A 21,145-nucleotide genomic window follows, 5' to 3' on the forward strand; every position below is an offset into this window, starting at 1 on the left:
TGGCGGCATCGGGCTTGCCTTTTAGTTTTAGTTGATAAAATAAAAAGCTTGTCGGTTCTCAGTTCTATGTTATAATGATTCTAAACTAGGAGAAGAAAAGAGGACTGGCTTATGAAAAAGAAAATGTCGCTGGCACAAAAAATCAATGTGCTGCGAGCCAGTGTAATGGGGGCCAATGATGGGATCATTTCGGTTGCCGGAATTGTTATTGGGGTGGCAGCCGCGACCAGCAATCCACATGCAATCTTGATTTCTGGGCTTTCCGGCAGTTTGGCTGGCACGATTTCAATGTGTATGGGTGAGTACGTTTCCGTTTCTACTGAAAAAGACTCGCAGAAGATGGCATTGATTGAAGAAAAGGAACGATTGTCAGAAGACTATGATCGTGAATTCAACTATGTCAAAAATAAGTTCTTAGCGCAAGATATTGATCCAAAATTAGCTCACCAAGCCACTAAAGAGCTGATGGATGAAGATCCGCTGGTTACGACCGTTCAAGAGCGCTATGGCTTCAATCCCAAGGAATTTACCAGTCCTTATGCAGCAGCAATTGCTTCATTGATCGCGTTTCCTCTGGGCTCGATTTTGCCGATGGTTGCTGTGATGAGCTTTCCGCATGAGATCGCGATTGCCGCTACGATTATTGCCGTTTTGATTGCCTTGATCATTACTGGCTATCTGGCAGCCGTTTTGGGTAAGTCAAACCGGTGGAAGTCAGTGATTCGCAATGTAGCATCCGGTTTTTTGACGATGCTGGTAACGTACTTGATTGGTCAGCTTTTTGCACGTTGAAAGGGGTAAGTGAAAATGGATCAAAATAAAAAGCCCAAGCAGACGATGCAAGAAAAGCTCAATACGCTGCGTGCGGGTGTCTTAGGAGCCAATGACGGAATCTTGACGGTCGTTGGCGTGCTGGTTTCGGTAGCCGCGGCAACAACGGATCAATTTACGATTTTTATCGCTGGTCTGTCGGATCTGTTGGCCTGCGCTTTTTCAATGGCATCTGGCGAATATGCATCAGTCTCTACGCAAAAGGATACGGAAAAATCAGCCGTTGCTCATGAGGAATATCTGCTCAAGCATGACTTTGAAAGCGAAGTTGTCGCAGTTCGCGATCACTACATGGAAAAAGGGGTCAGCGAGGCAACCGCAACGGCAATTGCCAAGGATCTACTGAACAAAAAGCCGCTGCAGACGGTGGTACGCGTTAAATACGATATTGAGCTGGGACATTATCTCAACCCATGGAATGCGGCCTTCTCATCCCTGGCAGCGGCGGCGGCAGGAGGATTGTTGCCGCTTTTGGCAATGGTCTTGGCACCGTTGGCCTGGCGCTGGGAAGCCGTAATTTTGGCAGTTATCCTTACCAGTGCGCTGACCGGATATATCAGTTCCAAATTAGGCAATGGCTTGGTTAAGGTAGCGATCGTCCGTAATATTATCGTTGGTATTATTACCGTTATTATTCACTACTGTGTTGGTAAGATGTTCTGATAGATCAATTTATACTAATCCGAGATGTTTATCATCTCGGATTTTTTTGTGTCAAAAAATCCTCGTCTCAGGTTTTGAAACGAGGATTTGAGACTATTGAGCGATTTGAACGTTTTTTCTTAATTGAACCATGTCTTCAAAGCGATTTGTAAAAATACCGGCAACGTTTTTTTCAAACAGCTGCTGGGCCTCTTGATCATCATTAACGGTCCAGACGCGCTGTGTAGCGGTGGTTGCTTGGTAATGATGCGGGTGAATGCCATGCAGGTGCTCTTTTTTTACGAATTCCTGGGCTTTGGGCACGTCATTTTCAGTCAGCCAGTTATAGTCCTGCGTTGCGTCAAGCTGCATGCAGTTTTTTAACGTCTGCAGATTAAATGATGAGTAGATAACCGTATGCAGCAATTGGTGTTGGTTGACCATTGGCATAACGATTTTTTCAATGTCTTGGTAGGCAATGTTGTCGGTCTTGAATTCCAGATTGATCCAGACGTCTTTGTTTTCAAATACGTCCAGCAGCTCATCCAGGGTTGGAATGGATTCACCATTGCTCAGCTTGAACTGACGCAGCTCAGCCAGCGTGTAGTCAACGATGCGACCAGTGCCATCTGTCGTGCGGTCAATGGTTTCATCGTGCATGATAACCGGAATGCGATCCGAAGTCAGATGAACGTCAAATTCAACGCCATCGATCTGGTGGGCAACCACATAGCGAAAACCGGCTAATGAATTCTCCGGAAACTTGGCAGGGTAGCCGCGGTGCCCAAAAATCTTGGTTTGGATGGCTTGATTTGATTGAGTATTCATTTTTTTACCTCTTAAAGATTGTCTTTGCTTATTTCTCGAACCGAATTATAGACGCTTGGTATGATAAAGCAATAGCAATTTGGTAAAAAACGTGTAAATTATTGATCGGACCGCTCAAACTCATTAGCACAGCTTGTCATGATCAACCGGTGGATTAAAGAGCTCTTCGTCACGTCCACGCTGGCATTCGGCCTGCAAAGTTACGTGTTTGATGTCATATTTGTCGTTTAGGATTTTTTCAACCTGCAGATAGATTTTTTCGACTTCGCTCAGCATCATATCATGGCAGTTGAGGTGTGCTGAAAAGACGATGCGGTGTTCGTCAATCGTCCAGGCATGAACATGGTGGACGCCTACGACTCCTGGTACCTGCATCAGATCATGCTTGATGGCTTCATAGTCCAGATCAGGCGACGACTGCATCAGAATGCTTAAAGTCTGCTTGATGATTGGCAAGGCTTCCTTGGCGATGTAGAGTGCAACCAGAATCGTCAGGGTTGGGTCAAGCCAGGTGATGTTGAAAAACATTAAGATCACACCGCCAAAAATTACGGCAATTGAAGACAGTGCATCGCTTAAGACGTGCAAGTAGGTAGCTTTGACGTTCAGACTGTCATGGCTGCCGCTGTGTAAAAGCTGCGCAGAAACCAGGTTGGCAATCAGCCCGATAATCGCTACGATCAGCATGATCCGACCGTTGATGTGTTCGGGATGGCTGAATCGTTTAATGGCTTCAACGATCAGCGCGATTGAAACGACAATCAAAAAGATACTGTTAGCCATTGCTGAAAGAATCTCAGCTCGCCGGTAGCCATAAGTACGTCGCCGATTTTCCGGCCGCCCCGAAATGACTTGGGCAAAGTAGCCTAAAACAATCGAAATCGAGTCCCCTAAGTTGTGAAAGGCATCGGAAAGCAGTGCCAGACTGCCGGATACCAATCCCCCAATAATCTCGACAACGGTAATCAAAACATTAAGCAGCGTCACGATTAAGAAACGCTGTTTGGAAACGTTGGACCGTTCCATAAAATCACTCCCCGCCTTAAAATAAATAAGCTAAAAATAGATTTAGGTATTCCAAATTACATTTTTATGATATGTTATAATCTGATTAGTTTCAATATGGAAAAATACATGGTTAAAAGCTCGACGACACTTACTGCCGCTGATATTTTAGGAGGAAGTTGTACAAAACATGACCCCAATGAAAGAAGACTATTTAAAGATAATTTTTGAGCTAGGCGGTGGCTATAAAAAGGTTTCTAATAAAGAAATTTCACTGGGATTGGGCATCGCAGCCGGTTCAGTAACAGAAATGATCACCAAGCTGACGGAGGAAGGCTTGGTATCTCATGAGCCATATGATGGGATCGCTCTGACACCAGAGGGAATCAAGCATGCTGCTGAATTAGTCAGAAAGCATCGTCTGTGGGAGACTTTTTTAGTTGATGATCTGCACTACAGCATGACTGATGTTCATCCAGAAGCTGAGATCTTGGAACATAATACCAGCGATCGCTTGGCAACTGCTCTGGATGCCTTTTTGAATCATCCCAAGTACTGTCCTCATGGTGGCGTTATTCCGGCTGCTAATGGCAAGTTTGACAGCGTCAGTCATCGTCTGCTGGCCGATGCAGAGGATGGTGAAACGGTCGTCATTGAACGCTTCTTGGACAATCATGAGCTGCTGACCTATTTAAATGAGGTTGGTCTTCAGCTGCATGCCAAGGTTAAGGTAATCAAACACGAACCATTTGAGGGACCGATCTTGGTTGAATGTCTGGATAATGATCAGCAGCTCAGCATTTCCTATAAGGCTTCGCATAATATTTTCGTTAATCAAGAGCCTTTGCAGGACTAGACAATTAAATCTTAAGGCTCGGGTTTAATGCATGATGCATTGAACCCTTTTGTTGTTTTAGCTGCTGCCTGGATAAATTCACCAATAATAAGGATGGATGATTGAAAGTGGAAAGCAAGGATAAAAAGAATCTTGCCATTACCGCGTGTCTACTAGCGGGGCGCTTACTGATCGAAAACGGCTCAAACATGGAACGCGTCAATGACACGATGCGACGAATGGCACTGAGCGCGCAGCTGCAAAACTTTGAGGCATTTACAACGATGACGGCGATCGTTGCCAGCGCCGAACACCTGCCAAACGCTCAGGTAATTGATATTCATCAGCGAAAATTGAATCTTAACAAGGTTGCAGCTGTCAATAGTCTTTCGCGGCAGTTTGCTGCTCATGAAATCGATGTTGAGACACTGTATGCAAAACTGCAAAAAGTTGACCAGCAGCCGCAGCAGACCTCAGATTTTGTTCAGTGCGTGGCAGCCGGCGTGCTTAGCTGGGCATTAACGATCGTTTATACTGGCAATGTCCATGATTCATTGTTTGCAGCCGTGATTGCCCTGGTGAGCTATCAGGTCTATCTGACTTTAGGAAAGCATTCCAAAGCGCGTTTTGTTAATGAGTTTTGTGCTTCTTTAGTGATTGCGCTTTTGACCGTGGGATTTGTTAGGCTGCATTGGGCCTATGATGTTAATGACATTATCATTGGCTGCGTGATGCCGTTGGTTCCAGGGGTTCCTTTGACCAATGCGGCTCGTGATCTGATGTCTGGTGATCTGATCAGTGGCACGTCACGCGCGGTTGAAGCTACGCTGACGGCAATTGCCATTGGCTGCGCAATCGTTTTTGTGTTGCGATACGTTTAAGCGAGGTAGAGCATGGAAAACTTTTGGGTTAGATTAATCTTTGAATTTGTGCTGGCTGACCTTTCAACAATTTGTTTTGGAATTCTACTGAACATACCGCGCCGAGCCTATCATTGTGCAGGTGCAATCGGTGGTGCCAGCTGGGCGTTTTACTGGGCAGTCTATTATCAGCTGCATCTGGGGCTGGCTTTAAGTAATCTATTGGCTGCCATTATGATTGGCGTTTTGAGTATGGCGGTTGCCCGCTGGCAAAAAATGCCGATGATCATCTTTAACGTTCCTGCACTGGTGCCGCTGGTTCCTGGTGGACAAGCCTATAAGATGGTGCGCAGCTTTGTTTTGGGCAGCAATGGTGCGGCATTGGTATATCTTTATCAGGTTTTGGTGATTGCTGGTGCGATTACGCTGGGCTTTGGCCTGGGTGATCTGATTAATCGACTGTTATTCTCTGAACACCACTTAAGAAACCGATAGGGTGTGATATAATTAAATTTATTGTGGCTGATGCCATGACAAGATCCAACAAAGGAGCAAATTTAACATGCTGATAGGACAAGATCCGAATCGTTGGAAGCGATTCATGGTAAGCTTTGTATTGTTTTTGATTGTCGCTGGTATGGTAATGAGCAACTCAATGATCCTGCAGGTTTTGGATTCGGTTTTCCAGGCGCTGCTGGCACCAAATCCTAACCATACGCCCAATGCAACCTATCATATAATGGTAGTCGTTTCGTTTTTGGGCAGCCCTAAGATGGCCCTTGTCTGGATGCTGATCATCACCTTTTTTCTCTGGGGCTTCAAATATAAGGTACCGGCACTCTGGGCTTGGCTAACGCTGATTGTCGGTGACCTTTTAGATGAGATCGTCAAGTACCTGGCTAAGCGGGATCGGCCCCTGCAGCACCCGACCGGCGACCATGGCTACAGTTTTCCCAGTGGACATGTGATGGGGACCTTTCTGGTGGCCGCAGTGCTGTTTTTGATCGTGGTGCCATTGATTAAAAATGCTGCAGTGCGGGTGGTCTGCCAGTTGCTGTTGATCATGGCCGTTTTCTTGGTAGCCGTTTCGCGCATCTATCTTTATGCTCACTATCCGTTTGATACGGTCGGAGCGATGCTGCTGGCCTATGCCTGGCTGCAGATTTCCGAGACGCTTTACCTAACGTTTGCCAATGATATAAAAAGACGTTGGCGCAAGACCGCTAATTCGAAACTTTGAATCAAAATACCCAGTGTCTCTTTTAAAATCGACACCGGGTATTTTATATTTCCTGGGTAATTTTATTTAAATAGATCGTCAATCCACTCGCATGCCAATTCAACCCAGTGGGCAACGTGGGGCTGATCAACATCATCATGATGGGCAACCAAGGCATTGGCAATATCCATTCCATGCGGGCCATGCGCAAAAACGTGCAATTCTTGGGGAATCCGATGAGCCAGCAAAGCTTGGCTGTAGCTAAGCGTATTTTGCACTGGTACGACCTGATCGGTAAAAGTCGTCCACATAAAGGTCGGCGCGTTTAAATCGTTGACATGTGCCGCGGCATTATAACGAGCTGGATCGTCGGCCCACTTGGCACGCGTTGTGGCGTCTTTAGGAAAGCCAAGGTTAAGATCGATGACGGGATAGCCTAGGATAACCGCATTGGGGCGGAGCTGATCGCTGGCAACGCCGCTGAGTCTGCGGAGCCATTTTGTATGCCAGTAGTCATTGTACAGCGCGGTAACATGACCGCCAGCTGAGAAGCCCATGATCGTCAGATGATCGGCTTTTAAATGCCAGGCTGCGGCTTGTTTTCTAAGCAGCGCGACGGCTAATGCCAAGTCGATCAGTGGATTTGGATAGACCGGCTGATGCTCGCTGGTGAAGGTATAGCGCAGCACGAAAACCTGAAAGCCGCGAGCTGAAAAACTGAGCGCGGTCTTTTCGGTTTGTTCGACTGGAATATGCGTCATTGAGCCGCCAGGGACAAAAATCAGTGGACGGAACTGCTGCACCGGCGACTTGGGAACGGGCGTCTGTAGATAGCCAGTCAGCATAGCTTTGGTTTGATAGCTTGCGGTACTTAAATTTTTTTGAATGATTTCCATTAAAAAACACTCCTGAAAAAAGATCCTGGTAGGTGAAATTATAATGCACAAACAATTGCTTTGGCCAATCAAGACTGCCCGTCTCGTAATTAAAATGGGCTGCCAAGATGATCTTCAAGCTGTCTTGAATCTATTAAACGATGGTGAACTGGTTAGATTAAGCGGACTGCAGCTGCCAGATGATCAAATGATGCGCGGCTGGGCGGTCAATAACTGGCTTGGGCAGCAGCAGCTTTTATTAATTACTGATCCAGCTGGGCAGCTGGTCGGTTTGATCAGCTTATTCCCAATATATGCAAGTGATGGAAACTATCAAGTCCACGCTATGGAGCTGGGATATTTACTGAGACGCGATTGTTGGGGAAGAGGAATTATGAGTGAGGCGCTCGCAGTTTTTTTGCAAGCGCTGGCAAAAAATAGTGATGTTAAGCGGCTGCAGGCGTATGTGGCCATCAATAACCTGCGTTCGAGATCTTTATTGAAAAAGTTTAAATTTGATCAGATCGGTAATGAAAACGGTTATTTGAAAATGGTTAAAGCTTTATAATTACATGCATAAACTTGTTTAAATATTTATTTTATTGTATAATCTTTTTCGTTGTCGCAGATAAGCCAATTTGGGCAGATAGTCCAATTGATGTGGCTTTTTTGCTGAAATTGCGCTAAAATGTTTAATCATATTAAGTATGCACACCTTATACTTTATCCATGAGAAATGTATAACTGGCGCTCGAAATTGTCATAGAGGAGGAATCCATTTACGATGAGTGGAGAGGCAAAGAATGGTGGTACGGAAGGTCAGACAATAACTGGTAATTCCGGCCATATGAAACGGACGCTGCAGACGCGGCACCTGTCGATGATTGCTTTAGGCGGATCGATCGGTACCGGGATGATGATTGCCAGTGGGTCGGCAATCTCAACGGCTGGGCCTGGTGGGGCTTTGGTCGCCTACAGCATGATGGGAATCATGGTTTATTTTTTGATGACCAGCCTGGGTGAGATGGCAACCTATATTCCATTGACGGGATCGTTTGCTACTTACTGTACTAAGTTTGTTGACCCGGCATTGGGTTTTGCCATGGGCTGGAACTACTGGCTGAACTGGGTGATTACGATTGCCGTTGACGCGGTTACCTCTGGAGTTATCATTCAATTCTGGTGGCCCCAGTTTCCTGAATGGATTTTTAGCGGCTTTGTTTTGCTGGTAATCTTTTTGATCAATTACCTGTCAGTGCGCTCATATGGTGAGACTGAATACTGGCTGTCAATTATTAAAGTCGTGACGATCATTGTCTTCTTGATCGTTGGTTTTATGATTATTTTTGGAATTATGGGTGGTCAAGGACCAATCGGCTTAAAAAACTTCCATTACAAAAAAGCACCGTTTGTTGGTGGCTTTCCCAGCATCCTGACCGTTTTCTTAGTAGCCGGGATGTCATTTCAGGGTACTGAACTGGTCGGCATTACGGCTGGTGAATCCGCCACGCCGGAAAAATCCGTTCCAAAGGCCATTCATTCAACCTTCTGGCGGATCTTGCTGTTCTACATTCTTTCAATCTTTGTCATGGCCTGCATTTTGCCATATACCGACAAAAACCTTTTGAGCAGCAACGTTCAAGACGTGGCGATGTCGCCATTTACGATTGTCTTTAAGCGAGCCGGTTTGGCAGCGGCAGCCAGTGTGATGAACGCGGTTATCTTGACGGCCGTAATCTCTTCAGCCAACTCAGGACTTTATGCCTCAACGCGGATGCTGTTCTCGCAAGCACGGGAAGGCTATGCATGGCGAGGGTTTGGCTACGTTAATAAGCGGGGGATTCCAATCTACGCGCTGCTGGGGACGATGGCCGTCTCGCTGGCGATCTACCTGCTGCATTTTGTCAGTGCCAACGCCTACAACTACCTGATTGATGCATCCGGGTTGTCTGGCTTTATCGCCTGGCTAGGGATTGCAATGGCTCACTACCGGTTCCGGCGGGCCTTTGTTGCACAGGGACATCAGTTGAGCGAGCTGAAGTATCATGCGACCATGTTCCCATTTGGTCCAATTTTTGCTTTTGTCTTCTGTATGATTGTGATTGTTGGTCAAAACATTCCAGCATTCATTCACTTAGATTGGGACAACATCTTGATTACCTACATGGCAGTGCCGATCTTCTTGATCCTGTTCTGCTACTACAAGTTCCGCTATAAGACGCACCTGCTTTCGCTGCAGGAAGCCGATTTATCGCGCAGCTCGCGTGGTGAGAAGTACATTACTGCTGATGGTAAAGAAATCAAGTAGAAAATTAAAACTTGCTTAAAATCAAAAGTGAGTTATAATCAAATAATGTGTAAAAGAGAAGAGGTGCGAGTCTCATCAGTAGACCAGGCTGGATGCTTCAGAATCAATGCCTGGCTGAAAGGGATGCTCGCCGAAACGCGTATCGACTGAAGGCTTTACGCGTTGGGCCGTAGTTAAATAAATTACGGACTGTCGCAGAAGCTTCTGCGGGGCGCTTCCATGATTGATTCAACAATTACGAAGTTAAGTTGAGTCGACAAGCAGGGAAGTCCTGGCTTGCCGGCTCTTTTTGTTTGCCTTTCTCGCCAATAAATTTGAGGAGGATTTTTTCATGAGCGAAAACAGTCATGAAGGCAGTGAGGGTCATATTCAACGGACATTGAAAACGCGCCATCTGTCAATGATTGCTCTTGGCGGTACGATTGGGACGGGACTGTTTATTGCCAGCGGTTCGGCAATCTCAACGGCCGGCCCGGGTGGTGCTTTAGCAGCTTATGCCATCATGGGGATCATGGTTTATTTCTTGATGACCAGTCTGGGTGAGATGGCCACCTATATTCCAGTCTCGGGTTCTTTTGCCACCTATTCAACAAAGTTTGTTGATCCGGCATTAGGTTTTGCCATGGGTTGGAATTATTGGTTTAACTGGGCCATTACGATTCCAGTTGACGTAACGACGGCGGGGCTGGTTTTCCAATATTGGCTGCCGCATTTTCCAAGCTGGCTGTTTAGTACGTTTGTCTTGCTTGCGATTTTTCTGATCAATTATCTTTCAGTTCGTTCATATGGTGAAACGGAATATTGGTTATCTTTGATCAAGGTCGTAACGGTCGTCATCTTTTTGGTCGTTGGGGTCTGCATCATCTTTGGAATCATGGGTGGTCAAGGACCGGTTGGCATGAAGAATTTCCACTACAAGGACGCACCGTTCGTTCATGGCTGGTCAGGGATTTTGAGTGTGTTCTTAGTGGCTGGGTTCTCATTCCAAGGTACTGAATTGATTGGAATTACGGCTGGTGAAGCTGCTACGCCGGAAGAATCGGTTTCCAAGGCTATTCATTCAACTTTTTGGCGGATTTTGCTGTTCTACATTTTTGCAATCTTTGTCATTGCCTGCGTTCTGCCATATACCAACAAAAACTTGTTGAATTCAAACGTGCAGAACATTACGATGAGTCCATTTACGATTGTCTTTAAGCGGGCAGGGATGGCAGCAGCGGCCAGTGTCATGAACGCGGTTATCTTAACGGCCGTGATTTCGGCAGCCAACTCTGGCCTGTACGCCTCGACGCGGATGCTGTTCTCACAGGCGCGGGAAGGCTATGCCTGGAAGATCTTTGGCTATGTCAACAAACGTGGGATTCCAATCTATGCATTGTTGGGCACCATGGTTGTCTCGTGTCTGGCTTATTTGACACAGTTTATCGGTCCCGAAGCATATAATTACCTGATTGGGGCATCTGGTCTGTGCGGTTTTATTGCTTGGCTGGGAATTGCCGTTTCGCATCTGCGCTTCCGGCGGGCCTTTATTGCGCAGGGACATCAGGTTGGCGAATTAAAGTATCATGCTACGCTGTTTCCGTTTGGCCCAATCTTTGCCTTGATCTTGTGTGTCATCGTAATGTGTGGTCAAAACATTGATGCCTTTATCAAGATGGATTGGTCAAATATCGCCATCACCTACATGGCTGTACCATTGTTCTTGATTTTATTCATCTACTATAAGGTTCGTTACAAGACGCACTTGATTCCGCTCAAGGACGTTGATCTGTCACGGAGCAACAATAGTGAGTCATTCGTTTCTGAATCGGAAAAAGAAGCTGAATAATCATCGAATCCTCGCCGGTTTTGGCGGGGATTTTATTGTGGGTGCTGTTGATGATGATGCAGACTGTAAAAATGCGATCAGCCAAAAGCCATTTAGTGCTGAGCAGCAAAATATTAAAAAAAGGACGGCTCGTTGATTAGTTGAGACTTTATGATGTTGACTGATAAATGAAAAACATTTTACTCACGGTGGTGGATCAAAGATGATACAATATAGCTCGTGTCTTTTTAGAAAATGGAAAAAGGGGAAAAGCAATGATTGTACTAGCAGGAACTATTGGTGCGGGAAAAACCAGTTTAACGCGGATGCTGGCTGATCATTTGGGCAGTCAGGCTTTCTATGAATCGGTTGATGACAATGAAATCCTGCCGCTGTTTTATCAAGATCCTAAGAAATACGGCTTTTTGCTGCAGATTTACTTTTTAAATAAGCGCTTGGCCGAGATCAAGAATTCATTTGATAATGATCTGAACGTTTTAGACCGCTCAATTTTTGAAGATGCCCTGCTTTTTCGGCTGAATGCCGATTTGGGGCGAGCTACACAGACTGAAGCTGACATCTATTCCTCGCTTTTGGGCAATATGATGGAAGAATTGCCTCAGCAGGCACATACTAAAGCACCAAGTCTTTTGATCAGTATTCAGGTCTCATTTGAAACGATGCTGAAGCGAATCAAGAAACGCGGCCGTTCGTTTGAACAGATTGAAAATGACCCAAGTCTTTATGAATACTATCGCGAATTAAATCAGCGCTATGTTGACTGGTATGCCAGCTATGATGAAAGTCCTAAAATGCTGATTGATGGAGACAAATATGATTTTGTCGAAGATTCCCACGCAGCTGATCAGGTTTTGCAATTGGTTGATGATAAGTTGACGGAACTGAACCTAAAGTAGTTGAGTTCTTGACATAGTTTATTCAGATATGTATAATTAAACTGTTGATTTTCATATCTGATACGGAGGATTAGCTCAGTTGGGAGAGCATCTGCCTTACAAGCAGAGGGTCACAGGTTCGAGCCCTGTATCCTCCATTTTTTAATGCTTTACTTGCGGATGTGGCGGAATTGGCAGACGCGCAAGATTTAGGTTCTTGTATCTTATGATGTAAGGGTTCGAGTCCCTTCATCCGCATTATTATTAAACGGCTGTCCTGAAGCAAGGTACAGTCGTTTTTTGATTTATTTTGCGTTTGATCGCTGATATAGTTGTTCTTAGAAGTTTTAATCGGGAAAGGAAGCCATAAAAATGATCACGTTTGGTCGTTATCGCCTTTCATTCTCAAAAGCCTTGACGTTTGGGTTCTTGATCGTGATTGCAATCGGTACGCTGCTTTTAATGCTGCCGATTGCAATCAAGCCTGGCGAGGATCCATCATTTATGACGGCATTTTTTACCGCGACCAGTGCAACCTGCGTGACTGGACTGACGCTGGTTGATACGGCGACTCACTGGTCTTTGTTTGGTCAGCTGGTAATTACGGCTTTGATTGAGATTGGCGGACTGGGTTTTATGACGTTTGCAATCATGATGTTTTTGTTTGCGCGTCAAAAGATCAGGCTTTCAGCACGTCTGTTAGCCCAAGAATCATTGAACCTGCAGTCGCCAGCACAGATTACTATTGTCAATCTAATCGTTGGTCTGTCACTGATCATTCAAGCTTTAGGCGCTTTGCTGCTGTGGCCTGATTTTGGCCGCCGGTTTGGTTTGATCAAGGGGCTATGGTACAGTATCTTTCACTCGATCTCAGCTTTTTGTAATGCCGGTTTTGATCTGTTTGGCAACAGTCTGGCGTCATTTGCCGATGATACTTATGTCTTGTTTATCATAGCGGTTTTGATTATTGCTGGCTCATTTGGTTTTTTGGTTTGGCGTGATCTATTGCTTTATCGAAAAAAGCATCGGTTGTCGCTGCATACCTCACTGGCACTGTCGACTGGCGCTATTATCCTGCTGTTATCATTGATGAGCTATCTTTTGACTGAAAATAATCTAGCTGTTCAGTTTCCACATATGTCAGTTGAGCATCGTTTCATCAATACTGTTTTTATGGCTATTACGCCACGGACAGCCGGGCTGACGACTTTTTCCTATCAAAATCTTTCACCGGCCGGCATCGCGGTAACGGTAATCTTGATGTTTATTGGGGGGACACCAGGATCAACGGCTGGTGGGATCAAAACGACTACGGTTGGGCTGTTGACGCTGCAGAGTATTGCCACTTTAAAAGGTCAGCGCGATACGGTTTTTGGCAGACGCCGCTTTAAAGAAGAAAATATTTTTCGGGCGCTGACGCTGGTTTTTGTTGCCTTTGCAATTCTTGCCGCGGCAATCCTGCTGTTGTGTCTGACACAGCATTTGCCAGCCAATTTTACTTTGGAAGATATTATTTTTGAAGTTATGGCTGCTTTTGGGACGACGGGTATCAGCATGGGGGTTACGCCGCATTTGAATCTGTTTGGCCAACTGATCATTATGGCATTGATGTTTATCGGTCGAGTTGGCATCTATACCGTAATGTTTACGGTTTTAAATGCTCATCCAAAGCAAAAGAACTATCGCTATCCGGAAGAAGGGGTTTTGATTGGCTAATAAAAACAACTATGCAGTAATTGGTATCGGTCAGTTTGGCAGCTCGGTCTGTGAAACTTTAGCCGAGGCGCATCAAGATATTTTGGCCATTGATAAGAATGAAGATGTCGTCAATGAATATGCCAATATGGTAACGCGAGCAGTCATTGCCGATGCTCAAGATGAAGAAGCGATGCGCGAGCTAGATCTAGGGAGTTTTGACAATGTCTATATTTCGGTGGGTAATATTCAGGCCAGTATCATGGCAACCCTGATCGTTAAAGAGTTGGGCGCTAAAAACATTATCTGTAAGGCAGAAAACGAAAATCATGCCCGGGTGCTGGAAAAAATTGGGGCTGACTATGTCGTGCGTCCGGAACGTGACATGGCCAGACGAATGGTGTTTCATCAGTTGCATTTAAATATTGCCAACTATTTGATCTTGAATCATGAACTGACGCTGGCCGAAATCGAGGTTAAGAGTCCAGATTTTTGTGAGCATACGCTAAAAGAGCTTAATCTGCGCGATACTTATCAAGTCAATGTGATTGCCATTGTCAGCGGAGAGCAGGTTAACAAGCTGCCACAAGCCGACGATATGCTTCATTATGGCGATCATATCTCAGTTGTTGGGGATGTCGGATCGATTCAAAAGCTCAGTTCGGTAATCGCTAATGAATAAATAATCTAATCATAAAAACAGCGTTGTGCAGACTTTAGTGTCCAACACAACGCTGTTTTAAGTTGGGTCAGTCATCAATATCAGACGTCCCGTGACGAGCTCTTAATGCCCAAAGAATCGAGACGGTATCAATTACTTCCTGCAGCATTGCCCCGATAAATGCAGGGATGATGCCAAATGCGGCAATCAGCATTAAAACCGTACAGATACCGATACCGATCAAGACGGCCTGTTGAGCAATGCGCATGGTTTCTTGTGAGATCGTAACGGCAATGGCAACCCGGTGCAGGTCGTCTTTAACGATTACCAGATCGGCAGACTCACTGGCTGCCGTTGATCCATGAGCACCCATGGCGATTCCGACATCGGCAGTTGCCAATGCGGGTGCATCATTGACGCCATCACCAACCATTACGACAGGACGGCGATTTTCCGGAACGTTTTTTAAGGCCGCAATCTTTTGTTCGGGCAATAGGTCAGCTTTTACCTCATGGATGCCGACCAGTTTAGCAACGTGCTGCGCAATGGCTTTTTGATCGCCAGTCAGCATAACCAGGTGCTCGACGCCCAGCTGACGCAGCTGCTCCATAGTACGTGGCGCTTCAGGACGAATCTGATCTTGAAAAATCACGCAACCCCAATACTGATCATCCACGCTGACATAGATTGCAGTCTGAGACAGCGGCTTTTGGGTCGTATCTGGATCAGCAAAGATCAGCTTGCCGACCTTGACTTGTCGACCATCAACGATTGCTAAGATCCCGTTGCCGACAACCTCTTTTAATTCACTGGCAGAACCAAGCGGAATCTGGTGTGCTTGCGCATAGGCGACGGTTGAACGGGCAAGGATATGTGGCGACTGTTCCTCGGCACTGGCAGCAAAGTGCAGCAGTTCCTTAATGTCGATTCCCTTGGCCGGTTCAAGATGATCAACGGTCAGTTGGCCGCTGGTAATCGTACCGGTTTTGTCAAAGGCCATGGTTTTCGGATGCGCCATTTTTTCCAGGACGCTGCCAGTCTTAACGATGATCCCGCTGCGTGAGGCCCGACTCATCCCCGAAACGATGGCAACTGGCGCCGCTAAAATCAGTGGACATGGTGAAGCGACAACCATTACTTGAGCGAAACGACTGGGATCTTTGCTGACGATCCAAGCGATGCCACCAATTACAAGGGCAGCCGCAGTAAAGGGAACGGCATAGCGGTCTGCCAAACGGACAAAGTGAGCCGGGGTGTTCTCCGCCTCTTTAACCAGGGCCACCAGTTTTTGATACTGACTGTCACGCGCTAATTTGACTGCTTTAATGACGATTGCCTGATCGCCGTTCAGCGAGCCTGACATTACCTGATCACCAACCTGCTTATCGATTGGCTTTGATTCACCGGTCAGCGATGATTCGTTGACCTGCGTATTGCCTTTAATGATTTCGCCATCAATTGGTACCAGCTCGCCAGGCTTAACGACGATCGTATCGCCAACCTTAACCTGGTCGACATGAACGTCTTCAATCCGATCGTTCATCAGCCGGTGTGCAGACTGCGGCGAGTTGTCAAGCAGTGCCTTAAGCTCAGAGTTGGCCTTACGAGAGGCATAGTCTTCCAAAGCGTCGCCACCGACCAGCATTACTAAAATCACCATAGCGGCCCAATACTCACCGACGCTTAGAGTGGAGACAACGGCGATGATTGCCAGCAGGTCAACGCCATAGCGACCGCTTTTAAGAGTATGGATCATCTCAATCAGCATTGAAAGCGCGATACCGGCTCCCACGATGGTTACCAGAATCTGGGCAGCCAGTGCCTGCTTAAAAGCGTATTGCAGGAGCACGGCTACTAAGGCGACAGCTAAAATCATGAACAATTTTTGCCGATGCGAAAATTTTTTCATAATTTTCAGCTCCTTTCCCCAAATTTTGTCTTAATTATAACGCTATTCGGCAACCGCTTCCAGATGTCAGCTTGAGGCAATCTGCCAAGTTGGTTTCATTCAGGTCAAAATTAATAAATATCGGAATAATTGACGAAAATATAAAATTAGTATTGACATTAAACGTTTTTATCGGTAATATATATAACTGTTGATACGTTATCAGCGAATTTAAATAAACATTTGCGGAAGTAGTTCAGTGGTAGAACATCACCTTGCCATGGTGGGGGTCGCGGGTTCGAATCCCGTCTTCCGCTTGATTCCATTATTTCATGCACCCATAGCGCAATTGGATAGAGTGTCTGACTACGAATCAGAAGGTTGAAGGTTCGACTCCTTCTGGGTGCATTAATCGGGAATTAGCTCAGCTTGGTAGAGCGCTTCGTTCGGGACGAAGAGGTCGCAAGTTCAAATCTTGTATTCCCGATTCATAAATAAACATTATGCGGAAGTAGTTCAGTGGTAGAACATCACCTTGCCATGGTGGGGGTCGCGGGTTCGAATCCCGTCTTCCGCTTGATTCCATTATTTCATGCACCCATAGCGCAATTGGATAGAGTGTCTGACTACGAATCAGAAGGTTGAAGGTTCGACTCCTTCTGGGTGCATTTATCGGGAATTAGCTCAGCTTGGTAGAGCGCTTCGTTCGGGACGAAGAGGTCGCAAGTTCAAATCTTGTATTCCCGATTCATAAATAAACATTATGCGGAAGTAGTTCAGTGGTAGAACATCACCTTGCCATGGTGGGGGTCGCGGGTTCGAATCCCGTCTTCCGCTTGATTTGAATATTTATTATGCACCCATAGCGCAATTGGATAGAGTGTCTGACTACGAATCAGAAGGTTGAAGGTTCGACTCCTTCTGGGTGCATTTCTTGCGGAAGTAGTTCAGTGGTAGAACATCACCTTGCCATGGTGGGGGTCGCGGGTTCGAATCCCGTCTTCCGCTTTTTGTATGCCGATGATTTTTCATCGGTTTTTTTGTTAAAAAAGATCCGGTCATCACCATTTTGGTACTGACCGGATCTGATTGTTTAATTTATGAATAAATAAAAACTGACCGTCATCAATCAAATGGATTGGTGACGGTCAGACTGATTATAATCAATTTGAATGCTTATTTCGATGACTTTTGGTAGACGCGCTGGCCCTTAAACCAGGTTTCGTTTGCATTTACGGTTGCCAGTTCATCTTTTGCGGCGCTGAAGATATCTTTGTTTAAAATTACAAAGTCAGCTGATTTACCAACCTCTAGCGTTCCGTTATGTGTAAACCCGCCAATTTCTGCTGCCCATTTGGTATATCCTAAGATGGCCTGCGGAACGGTAATGGCTTCTTCAATGTTTACAACGTCATTATTGGCAGCTTGGCGCGTTACGGCTGCATAGATACTGTAGAAAGGACTGTCAGGCTCGGCCCAGGGAGTGCATGGCGCATCAGAGCTTAAAGTCGTCAGTGCCTTTGATTTAAGCATTGATTTAACACGGTAGGCCAGTTTGAACTGTTCCGGCGTCAAATAGCTGCGATAGGATTCATCTTCTGCAAAGAAAAAGATTGGCTGGGTGGAGAGACCGTACCACATTTTGGCGTGATTGATCTGATCAAGCATCTGGTCGCTAAGCAGCGAAGCGTGTTCGATACGGATTGAAGGCATATCATCCAGCCAAGGATCTAAATCACAGGTCGTATCTAAAACCAGCTGAATTGCCGCATCACCCATTGCGTGAATGGCGGTCTGCAGCTGATGTTTTTTGGCAAATTCGATGGCCGTCTTCAGCTTGGTCTGGTCAGTAAGCAAAACACCACGTTTGCCAGAGGGATAAGGCAATGAGTTGTCAGCGGTCTCGCCAGAAATACTGCCGTCCATGAAAATCTTGATGCCGGCTACCCGCAGCTGATCATCGCCCACTGGATCAAGGTCTTGACCAGGCTTCAGCTCATCATAGACATAATAGATGGAGGCTCGTGGCTTAAAGCCCTGCTTGACGGCATCCTGATAAAGGCGCAGCGTAGGGTAGGGATTGAGCCGACCCATCATTTCGCCAATTGCAACGATGCCGTTTTCAAGGTAATGATCGGAGCTGTTGACCATGTTTTGCACGTCATTTTCATAGCTTTGCGCCGACTTGGCTCGAATCAGCAGCTGACTGGCGGCTACCTCACGCATAAAGCCAGTGGGACGACCATCTGGAAAACGTTCGATATGGCCGCCTTTTGGATCTGGGGTGTTTTGATCGATACCGGCCAGTGCCAAGGCTTTTGAGTTGCCAACTGATGAATGACAGTCGGAACGGTAGATAAAGATCGGCTGCTCAGTAGTAACCTGGTCCAGATCGTCAACGGTTGGCGCGCGATGTTCTGCCAGCTTGGTTTCGTCAAAGCCCCAGCCCTCGATCCAGACATCCGGGCCTTGACCATACTGCGGGGATGCCTTGAGGGCGGCGATCATTTCTTGAATGCTGTTGACGTTAGGGGGCGTACAGGCCGTCCCGTGGAGAGCATCCGCGATATATTTGGGATGGGTATGGCAATCGATCAGTCCAGGCAAAACCGTTTGCTGATGCAGATCAATCGCTTGGGGATCGTCAACCTGTTCAGTCTGACCAATCCAGCTGATGCGGCCATCTTTAACTTTAAAGGCAGAGACAAAATCAGTTTCGCTGGTACCGACGAATACCTTGCCGTTGACAAAAGTTTGTTCCATAGTTAATTCCTCCGTGATATTTTGGTAGCGGTAACATTATGATAATCCGCCAACCGTACTGAGACAACCTTGGAAAAATAAAACTGAACATTATATTCATTACTATCTAAAAAATCAAAATTAGCATTTTAATCAGGCGTGAGCTATCCAAACAATGAAAGCCTTCACTTATTTTTGATAAGTTTAAATCTGCACAAGCTAAAAATAATTTTGAAAGTGCTTTAGATGGCTGTGAAGCCCTTTACATCGGTAGGAAACCGTTTTTTAAATTCAGTGGTCTAGGATAAATGTGCAAACGTTCACTTTCCAAATCGATATGAATCTGCTAAGATAGGGGCTGTAAAGGAAATCTAATGATTGCAAAGGAGATTTTGCTCTATGAAAGCTGCTGTTATTCGTGAAAATTGTGATGGCTTCGTTGACGTTAAGGACGTTACGCTGCGTGATCTGAAGCCAGGTGAAGCGCTGGTCGACATGGAATACTGTGGTCTTTGCCACACTGACCTGCACGTTGCTGCCGGCGATTTTGGCAAGAAGCCTGGTACGATTATTGGTCACGAAGGTGTTGGCCGCGTATCTAAGGTTGCTCCTGGCGTTACCAGCCTGAAAGTTGGCGACCGAGTATCAATTGCTTGGTTCTTTAAGGGCTGTGGCCATTGTGAGTACTGTCTGACGGGTCGTGAAACGCTTTGCCGCAACGTTTTGAACGCTGGCTACACTGCTGATGGCGCTATGGCTCAACAATGCATCGTTCCTGCTGACTATGCAGTTAAAGTACCAGAAGGCCTGGACCCAGTTGAGGCAACTTCTCTGACCTGTGCCGGCGTTACGATGTACAAGGCACTGAAGGTTTCCGGCATCAAGCCAGGTCAATGGGTATCAATCGTTGGTGCTGGTGGTCTGGGTAACCTGGGGATTCAATTTGCCCACAACGTATTTGGTGCTCACGTTGTTGCCGTTGATGGTAACCCTGACAAACTGGAAGCTGCCAAGAAGGAAGGCGCTGAAGTTCTGATCAACCGTCATGACGGCAATGTTGACGAACAGATCCAAGAAAAGGTTGGCGGCGTTCATGCAGCTGTTGTTACGGCCGTTACGCCAGCTGCCTTTGACCAAGCTGTTGGTTCCCTGCGTCCAGATGGCAAGCTGGTTGCCGTTGCTCTGCCAAAGGGTGACATGCAGCTGAACATCGCCAAGACGGTTCTGGATGGGATCGTTGTTGCTGGTTCACTGGTTGGTACTCGTCAAGACCTGGCTGAATGTTTCCAATTCGGTGCTGAAGGCAAGGTTCACCCAATCGTCAAGACCCGCAAGCTGGAAGAAATCAACGACATGATTCAAGAACTTAAGGACAACAAAGTGGTTGGCCGGAACGTCGTTGACTTTGTACACAACAAATAATTGAATAACGGCTAAGGCAAGCTGATCTTAGCAATCTAAAATTTAAGGCTCATCGTTGTTTTTGCAGCGATGAGTTTTTTTAATTTAAAATCGGAATTTTATGGTTATATATGATAAAATGAAGGTCAACATTAGTCAGATAAAGAAAGAGGGGGCGAAATTTTGGAAGACCGCAGTATTTCAGATATTATTGAAGCCTATCTTAAAGAGATTCTTGGCAACTCAGAGCAGATCGAGATACGTCGTTCAGAAGTGGCCAACCATTTCGATGTGGTACCATCACAGATCAATTATGTAATTAAAACTCGCTTCACCCTGCAAAATGGCTACCTGGTTCAAAGTAAACGTGGCGGTGGCGGCTATATCCGCATTGAACGCATCAATCTATTGGATGATGTCGATGTCTTGGACATGCTGATCAATGCAATTGGCGACTCAATCAGTGAACGAGATGCCTTTGACGTGATTCGAACTTTATATGAAGAAAAAGTTATTACACGGCGAGAAGGCGATTTAATGATGGTGATGGTCGCCAAACAAACCTTGAAACTGGATAGTCGAGTTAAAGAAAATCAGCTGCGGGCCCGGGTTTTGACTTCACTGTTGAACCGGCTGCGTTTTGAAAGCTAAG

19 protein-coding genes, 11 tRNA genes and 1 riboswitch are annotated in these 21,145 nt (G+C 46.0%); of the genes, 25 read left to right on the forward strand and 5 right to left on the reverse strand.

Annotation, left to right across the window (positions count from 1 at the left end; genetic code table 11):
• Positions 1–111: 111 nt before the first annotated feature.
• Together FC47_RS01400 and FC47_RS01405 are read left to right on the forward strand one after the other, a co-directional pair.
• Positions 112–792: a VIT1/CCC1 transporter family protein gene (locus FC47_RS01400; RefSeq protein ID WP_006500656.1), complete on the forward strand. Its 681-nt coding sequence runs from the start codon at positions 112–114 to the stop codon at positions 790–792.
• A gap of 15 nt (positions 793–807) precedes the next feature.
• Complete coding sequence (locus FC47_RS01405) at positions 808–1,494, forward strand: VIT1/CCC1 transporter family protein (RefSeq protein WP_034540744.1); 687 nt, start codon at positions 808–810, stop codon at positions 1,492–1,494.
• Between the two features lie 93 nt (positions 1,495–1,587).
• Here the strand turns inward: FC47_RS01405 and FC47_RS01410 are convergent, their stop codons facing one another.
• Together FC47_RS01410 and FC47_RS01415 are read right to left on the reverse strand one after the other, a co-directional pair.
• Positions 1,588–2,301 (reverse strand): glycerophosphodiester phosphodiesterase, encoded by a 714-nt coding sequence (locus tag FC47_RS01410; RefSeq protein ID WP_056967621.1) that lies wholly within the window; start codon positions 2,299–2,301, stop codon positions 1,588–1,590.
• 123 nt (positions 2,302–2,424) lie between these two features.
• Positions 2,425–3,327, reverse strand: coding sequence for a cation diffusion facilitator family transporter (locus tag FC47_RS01415; RefSeq protein WP_048345786.1), 903 nt, complete (start codon positions 3,325–3,327; stop codon positions 2,425–2,427).
• Positions 3,328–3,496: 169 nt separating this feature from the next.
• Here FC47_RS01415 and FC47_RS01420 point away from each other — a divergent pair, with 169 nt between their 5' ends.
• From FC47_RS01420 to FC47_RS01435, 4 genes are all read left to right on the forward strand, one after another.
• Positions 3,497–4,162, forward strand: coding sequence for a metal-dependent transcriptional regulator (locus tag FC47_RS01420; protein ID WP_033934673.1), 666 nt, complete (start codon positions 3,497–3,499; stop codon positions 4,160–4,162).
• Between the two features lie 107 nt (positions 4,163–4,269).
• On the forward strand, positions 4,270–5,022 hold the full coding sequence (locus tag FC47_RS01425) for a threonine/serine exporter family protein (RefSeq protein WP_048345842.1): 753 nt from the start codon (positions 4,270–4,272) through the stop codon (positions 5,020–5,022).
• Between the two features lie 12 nt (positions 5,023–5,034).
• Entirely contained in the window at positions 5,035–5,496 is a 462-nt protein-coding gene (locus FC47_RS01430) for a threonine/serine exporter family protein (RefSeq protein WP_006500650.1), read from the forward strand.
• A 67-nt stretch (positions 5,497–5,563) separates the two neighbouring features.
• The gene (locus tag FC47_RS01435; protein WP_033934670.1) at positions 5,564–6,241 is read left to right on the forward strand and encodes a phosphatase PAP2 family protein; all 678 of its coding nucleotides are present in this window, start codon (positions 5,564–5,566) and stop codon (positions 6,239–6,241) included.
• 62 nt (positions 6,242–6,303) lie between these two features.
• Here the strand turns inward: FC47_RS01435 and FC47_RS01440 are convergent, their stop codons facing one another.
• Entirely contained in the window at positions 6,304–7,116 is an 813-nt protein-coding gene (locus FC47_RS01440; RefSeq protein WP_056967623.1) for a lp_1002 family arylesterase, read from the reverse strand.
• A gap of 43 nt (positions 7,117–7,159) precedes the next feature.
• On the opposite strand from FC47_RS01440, the gene FC47_RS01445 reads away from it, so the two are divergent.
• The 8 genes from FC47_RS01445 to FC47_RS01480 all read left to right on the forward strand — a co-directional run bounded on the left by FC47_RS01445 (position 7,160) and on the right by FC47_RS01480 (position 14,483).
• Positions 7,160–7,663, forward strand: a complete 504-nt coding sequence (locus tag FC47_RS01445; protein WP_053069133.1) for a GNAT family N-acetyltransferase — start codon at positions 7,160–7,162, stop codon at positions 7,661–7,663.
• A 216-nt stretch (positions 7,664–7,879) separates the two neighbouring features.
• Positions 7,880–9,403, forward strand: a complete 1,524-nt coding sequence (locus tag FC47_RS01450; RefSeq protein ID WP_045025299.1) for an amino acid permease — start codon at positions 7,880–7,882, stop codon at positions 9,401–9,403.
• A gap of 50 nt (positions 9,404–9,453) precedes the next feature.
• Positions 9,454–9,628: riboswitch (Lysine riboswitch) on the forward strand.
• A 106-nt stretch (positions 9,629–9,734) separates the two neighbouring features.
• Positions 9,735–11,231: an amino acid permease gene (locus tag FC47_RS01455; protein WP_056967625.1), complete on the forward strand. Its 1,497-nt coding sequence runs from the start codon at positions 9,735–9,737 to the stop codon at positions 11,229–11,231.
• Positions 11,232–11,485: 254 nt separating this feature from the next.
• Positions 11,486–12,127: a deoxynucleoside kinase gene (locus FC47_RS01460; RefSeq protein ID WP_033934667.1), complete on the forward strand. Its 642-nt coding sequence runs from the start codon at positions 11,486–11,488 to the stop codon at positions 12,125–12,127.
• A gap of 64 nt (positions 12,128–12,191) precedes the next feature.
• A tRNA-Val gene (locus tag FC47_RS01465) sits at positions 12,192–12,264 on the forward strand.
• 18 nt (positions 12,265–12,282) lie between these two features.
• A tRNA-Leu gene (locus FC47_RS01470) sits at positions 12,283–12,364 on the forward strand.
• Positions 12,365–12,478: 114 nt separating this feature from the next.
• On the forward strand, positions 12,479–13,822 hold the full coding sequence (locus tag FC47_RS01475; RefSeq protein ID WP_006500642.1) for a TrkH family potassium uptake protein: 1,344 nt from the start codon (positions 12,479–12,481) through the stop codon (positions 13,820–13,822).
• The gene (locus FC47_RS01480; RefSeq protein ID WP_006500641.1) at positions 13,815–14,483 is read left to right on the forward strand and encodes a potassium channel family protein; all 669 of its coding nucleotides are present in this window, start codon (positions 13,815–13,817) and stop codon (positions 14,481–14,483) included. Before FC47_RS01475 ends, FC47_RS01480 begins: the two co-directional genes overlap by 8 nt.
• Positions 14,484–14,550: 67 nt before the next feature.
• Here FC47_RS01480 and FC47_RS01485 read toward each other — a convergent pair whose 3' ends face one another.
• Positions 14,551–16,371 carry a heavy metal translocating P-type ATPase gene (locus tag FC47_RS01485; protein WP_056967627.1) on the reverse strand — a complete coding sequence of 607 codons (1,821 nt, stop codon included), beginning with the start codon at positions 16,369–16,371 and terminating at the stop codon, positions 14,551–14,553.
• A gap of 224 nt (positions 16,372–16,595) precedes the next feature.
• Between FC47_RS01485 and FC47_RS01490 the strand changes: the two genes are divergently transcribed.
• The 9 genes from FC47_RS01490 to FC47_RS01530 all read left to right on the forward strand — a co-directional run bounded on the left by FC47_RS01490 (position 16,596) and on the right by FC47_RS01530 (position 17,358).
• Positions 16,596–16,667, forward strand: a tRNA-Gly gene (locus FC47_RS01490).
• 17 nt (positions 16,668–16,684) lie between these two features.
• A tRNA-Arg gene (locus FC47_RS01495) sits at positions 16,685–16,758 on the forward strand.
• A gap of 5 nt (positions 16,759–16,763) precedes the next feature.
• A tRNA-Pro gene (locus tag FC47_RS01500) sits at positions 16,764–16,837 on the forward strand.
• An 18-nt stretch (positions 16,838–16,855) separates the two neighbouring features.
• A tRNA-Gly gene (locus tag FC47_RS01505) sits at positions 16,856–16,927 on the forward strand.
• Between the two features lie 17 nt (positions 16,928–16,944).
• Positions 16,945–17,018, forward strand: a tRNA-Arg gene (locus FC47_RS01510).
• Between the two features lie 5 nt (positions 17,019–17,023).
• A tRNA-Pro gene (locus FC47_RS01515) sits at positions 17,024–17,097 on the forward strand.
• An 18-nt stretch (positions 17,098–17,115) separates the two neighbouring features.
• A tRNA-Gly gene (locus tag FC47_RS01520) sits at positions 17,116–17,187 on the forward strand.
• Positions 17,188–17,206: 19 nt separating this feature from the next.
• Positions 17,207–17,280 (forward strand) — tRNA-Arg (locus tag FC47_RS01525).
• Between the two features lie 6 nt (positions 17,281–17,286).
• Positions 17,287–17,358: transfer RNA gene (locus tag FC47_RS01530), tRNA-Gly, on the forward strand.
• Between the two features lie 168 nt (positions 17,359–17,526).
• On the opposite strand, the gene FC47_RS01535 is transcribed toward FC47_RS01530, so the two are convergent.
• Positions 17,527–19,113: an amidohydrolase gene (locus FC47_RS01535; protein WP_056967629.1), complete on the reverse strand. Its 1,587-nt coding sequence runs from the start codon at positions 19,111–19,113 to the stop codon at positions 17,527–17,529.
• A gap of 378 nt (positions 19,114–19,491) precedes the next feature.
• Between FC47_RS01535 and adhP the strand changes: the two genes are divergently transcribed.
• Complete coding sequence (gene adhP, locus FC47_RS01540; protein WP_006500636.1) at positions 19,492–20,514, forward strand: alcohol dehydrogenase AdhP; 1,023 nt, start codon at positions 19,492–19,494, stop codon at positions 20,512–20,514.
• A gap of 162 nt (positions 20,515–20,676) precedes the next feature.
• Positions 20,677–21,144 (forward strand): CtsR family transcriptional regulator, encoded by a 468-nt coding sequence (locus FC47_RS01545; protein ID WP_006500635.1) that lies wholly within the window; start codon positions 20,677–20,679, stop codon positions 21,142–21,144.
• The last annotated feature ends 1 nt before the right edge of the window (position 21,145 follow it).

Source organism: Limosilactobacillus mucosae DSM 13345, from assembly GCF_001436025.1.
Taxonomy (GTDB): domain Bacteria; phylum Bacillota; class Bacilli; order Lactobacillales; family Lactobacillaceae; genus Limosilactobacillus; species Limosilactobacillus mucosae.

What these genes read in the sequence shown, in the direction of transcription:
- FC47_RS01400 (WP_006500656.1), top strand. Translation starts at nt 112, where the DNA reads ATGAAAAAGAAAATGTCGCTGGCACAAAAAATCAATGTGCTGCGAGCC.
- FC47_RS01405 (WP_034540744.1), top strand. Translation starts at nt 808, where the DNA reads ATGGATCAAAATAAAAAGCCCAAGCAGACGATGCAAGAAAAGCTCAAT.
- FC47_RS01410 (WP_056967621.1), bottom strand. Translation starts at nt 2,301, where the DNA reads ATGAATACTCAATCAAATCAAGCCATCCAAACCAAGATTTTTGGGCAC.
- FC47_RS01415 (WP_048345786.1), bottom strand. Translation starts at nt 3,327, where the DNA reads ATGGAACGGTCCAACGTTTCCAAACAGCGTTTCTTAATCGTGACGCTG.
- FC47_RS01420 (WP_033934673.1), top strand. Translation starts at nt 3,497, where the DNA reads ATGACCCCAATGAAAGAAGACTATTTAAAGATAATTTTTGAGCTAGGC.
- FC47_RS01430 (WP_006500650.1), top strand. Translation starts at nt 5,035, where the DNA reads ATGGAAAACTTTTGGGTTAGATTAATCTTTGAATTTGTGCTGGCTGAC.
- FC47_RS01435 (WP_033934670.1), top strand. Translation starts at nt 5,564, where the DNA reads ATGCTGATAGGACAAGATCCGAATCGTTGGAAGCGATTCATGGTAAGC.
- FC47_RS01440 (WP_056967623.1), bottom strand. Translation starts at nt 7,116, where the DNA reads ATGGAAATCATTCAAAAAAATTTAAGTACCGCAAGCTATCAAACCAAA.
- FC47_RS01445 (WP_053069133.1), top strand. Translation starts at nt 7,160, where the DNA reads ATGCACAAACAATTGCTTTGGCCAATCAAGACTGCCCGTCTCGTAATT.
- FC47_RS01450 (WP_045025299.1), top strand. Translation starts at nt 7,880, where the DNA reads ATGAGTGGAGAGGCAAAGAATGGTGGTACGGAAGGTCAGACAATAACT.
- FC47_RS01455 (WP_056967625.1), top strand. Translation starts at nt 9,735, where the DNA reads ATGAGCGAAAACAGTCATGAAGGCAGTGAGGGTCATATTCAACGGACA.
- FC47_RS01460 (WP_033934667.1), top strand. Translation starts at nt 11,486, where the DNA reads ATGATTGTACTAGCAGGAACTATTGGTGCGGGAAAAACCAGTTTAACG.
- FC47_RS01475 (WP_006500642.1), top strand. Translation starts at nt 12,479, where the DNA reads ATGATCACGTTTGGTCGTTATCGCCTTTCATTCTCAAAAGCCTTGACG.
- FC47_RS01485 (WP_056967627.1), bottom strand. Translation starts at nt 16,371, where the DNA reads ATGAAAAAATTTTCGCATCGGCAAAAATTGTTCATGATTTTAGCTGTC.
- FC47_RS01535 (WP_056967629.1), bottom strand. Translation starts at nt 19,113, where the DNA reads ATGGAACAAACTTTTGTCAACGGCAAGGTATTCGTCGGTACCAGCGAA.
- adhP (WP_006500636.1), top strand. Translation starts at nt 19,492, where the DNA reads ATGAAAGCTGCTGTTATTCGTGAAAATTGTGATGGCTTCGTTGACGTT.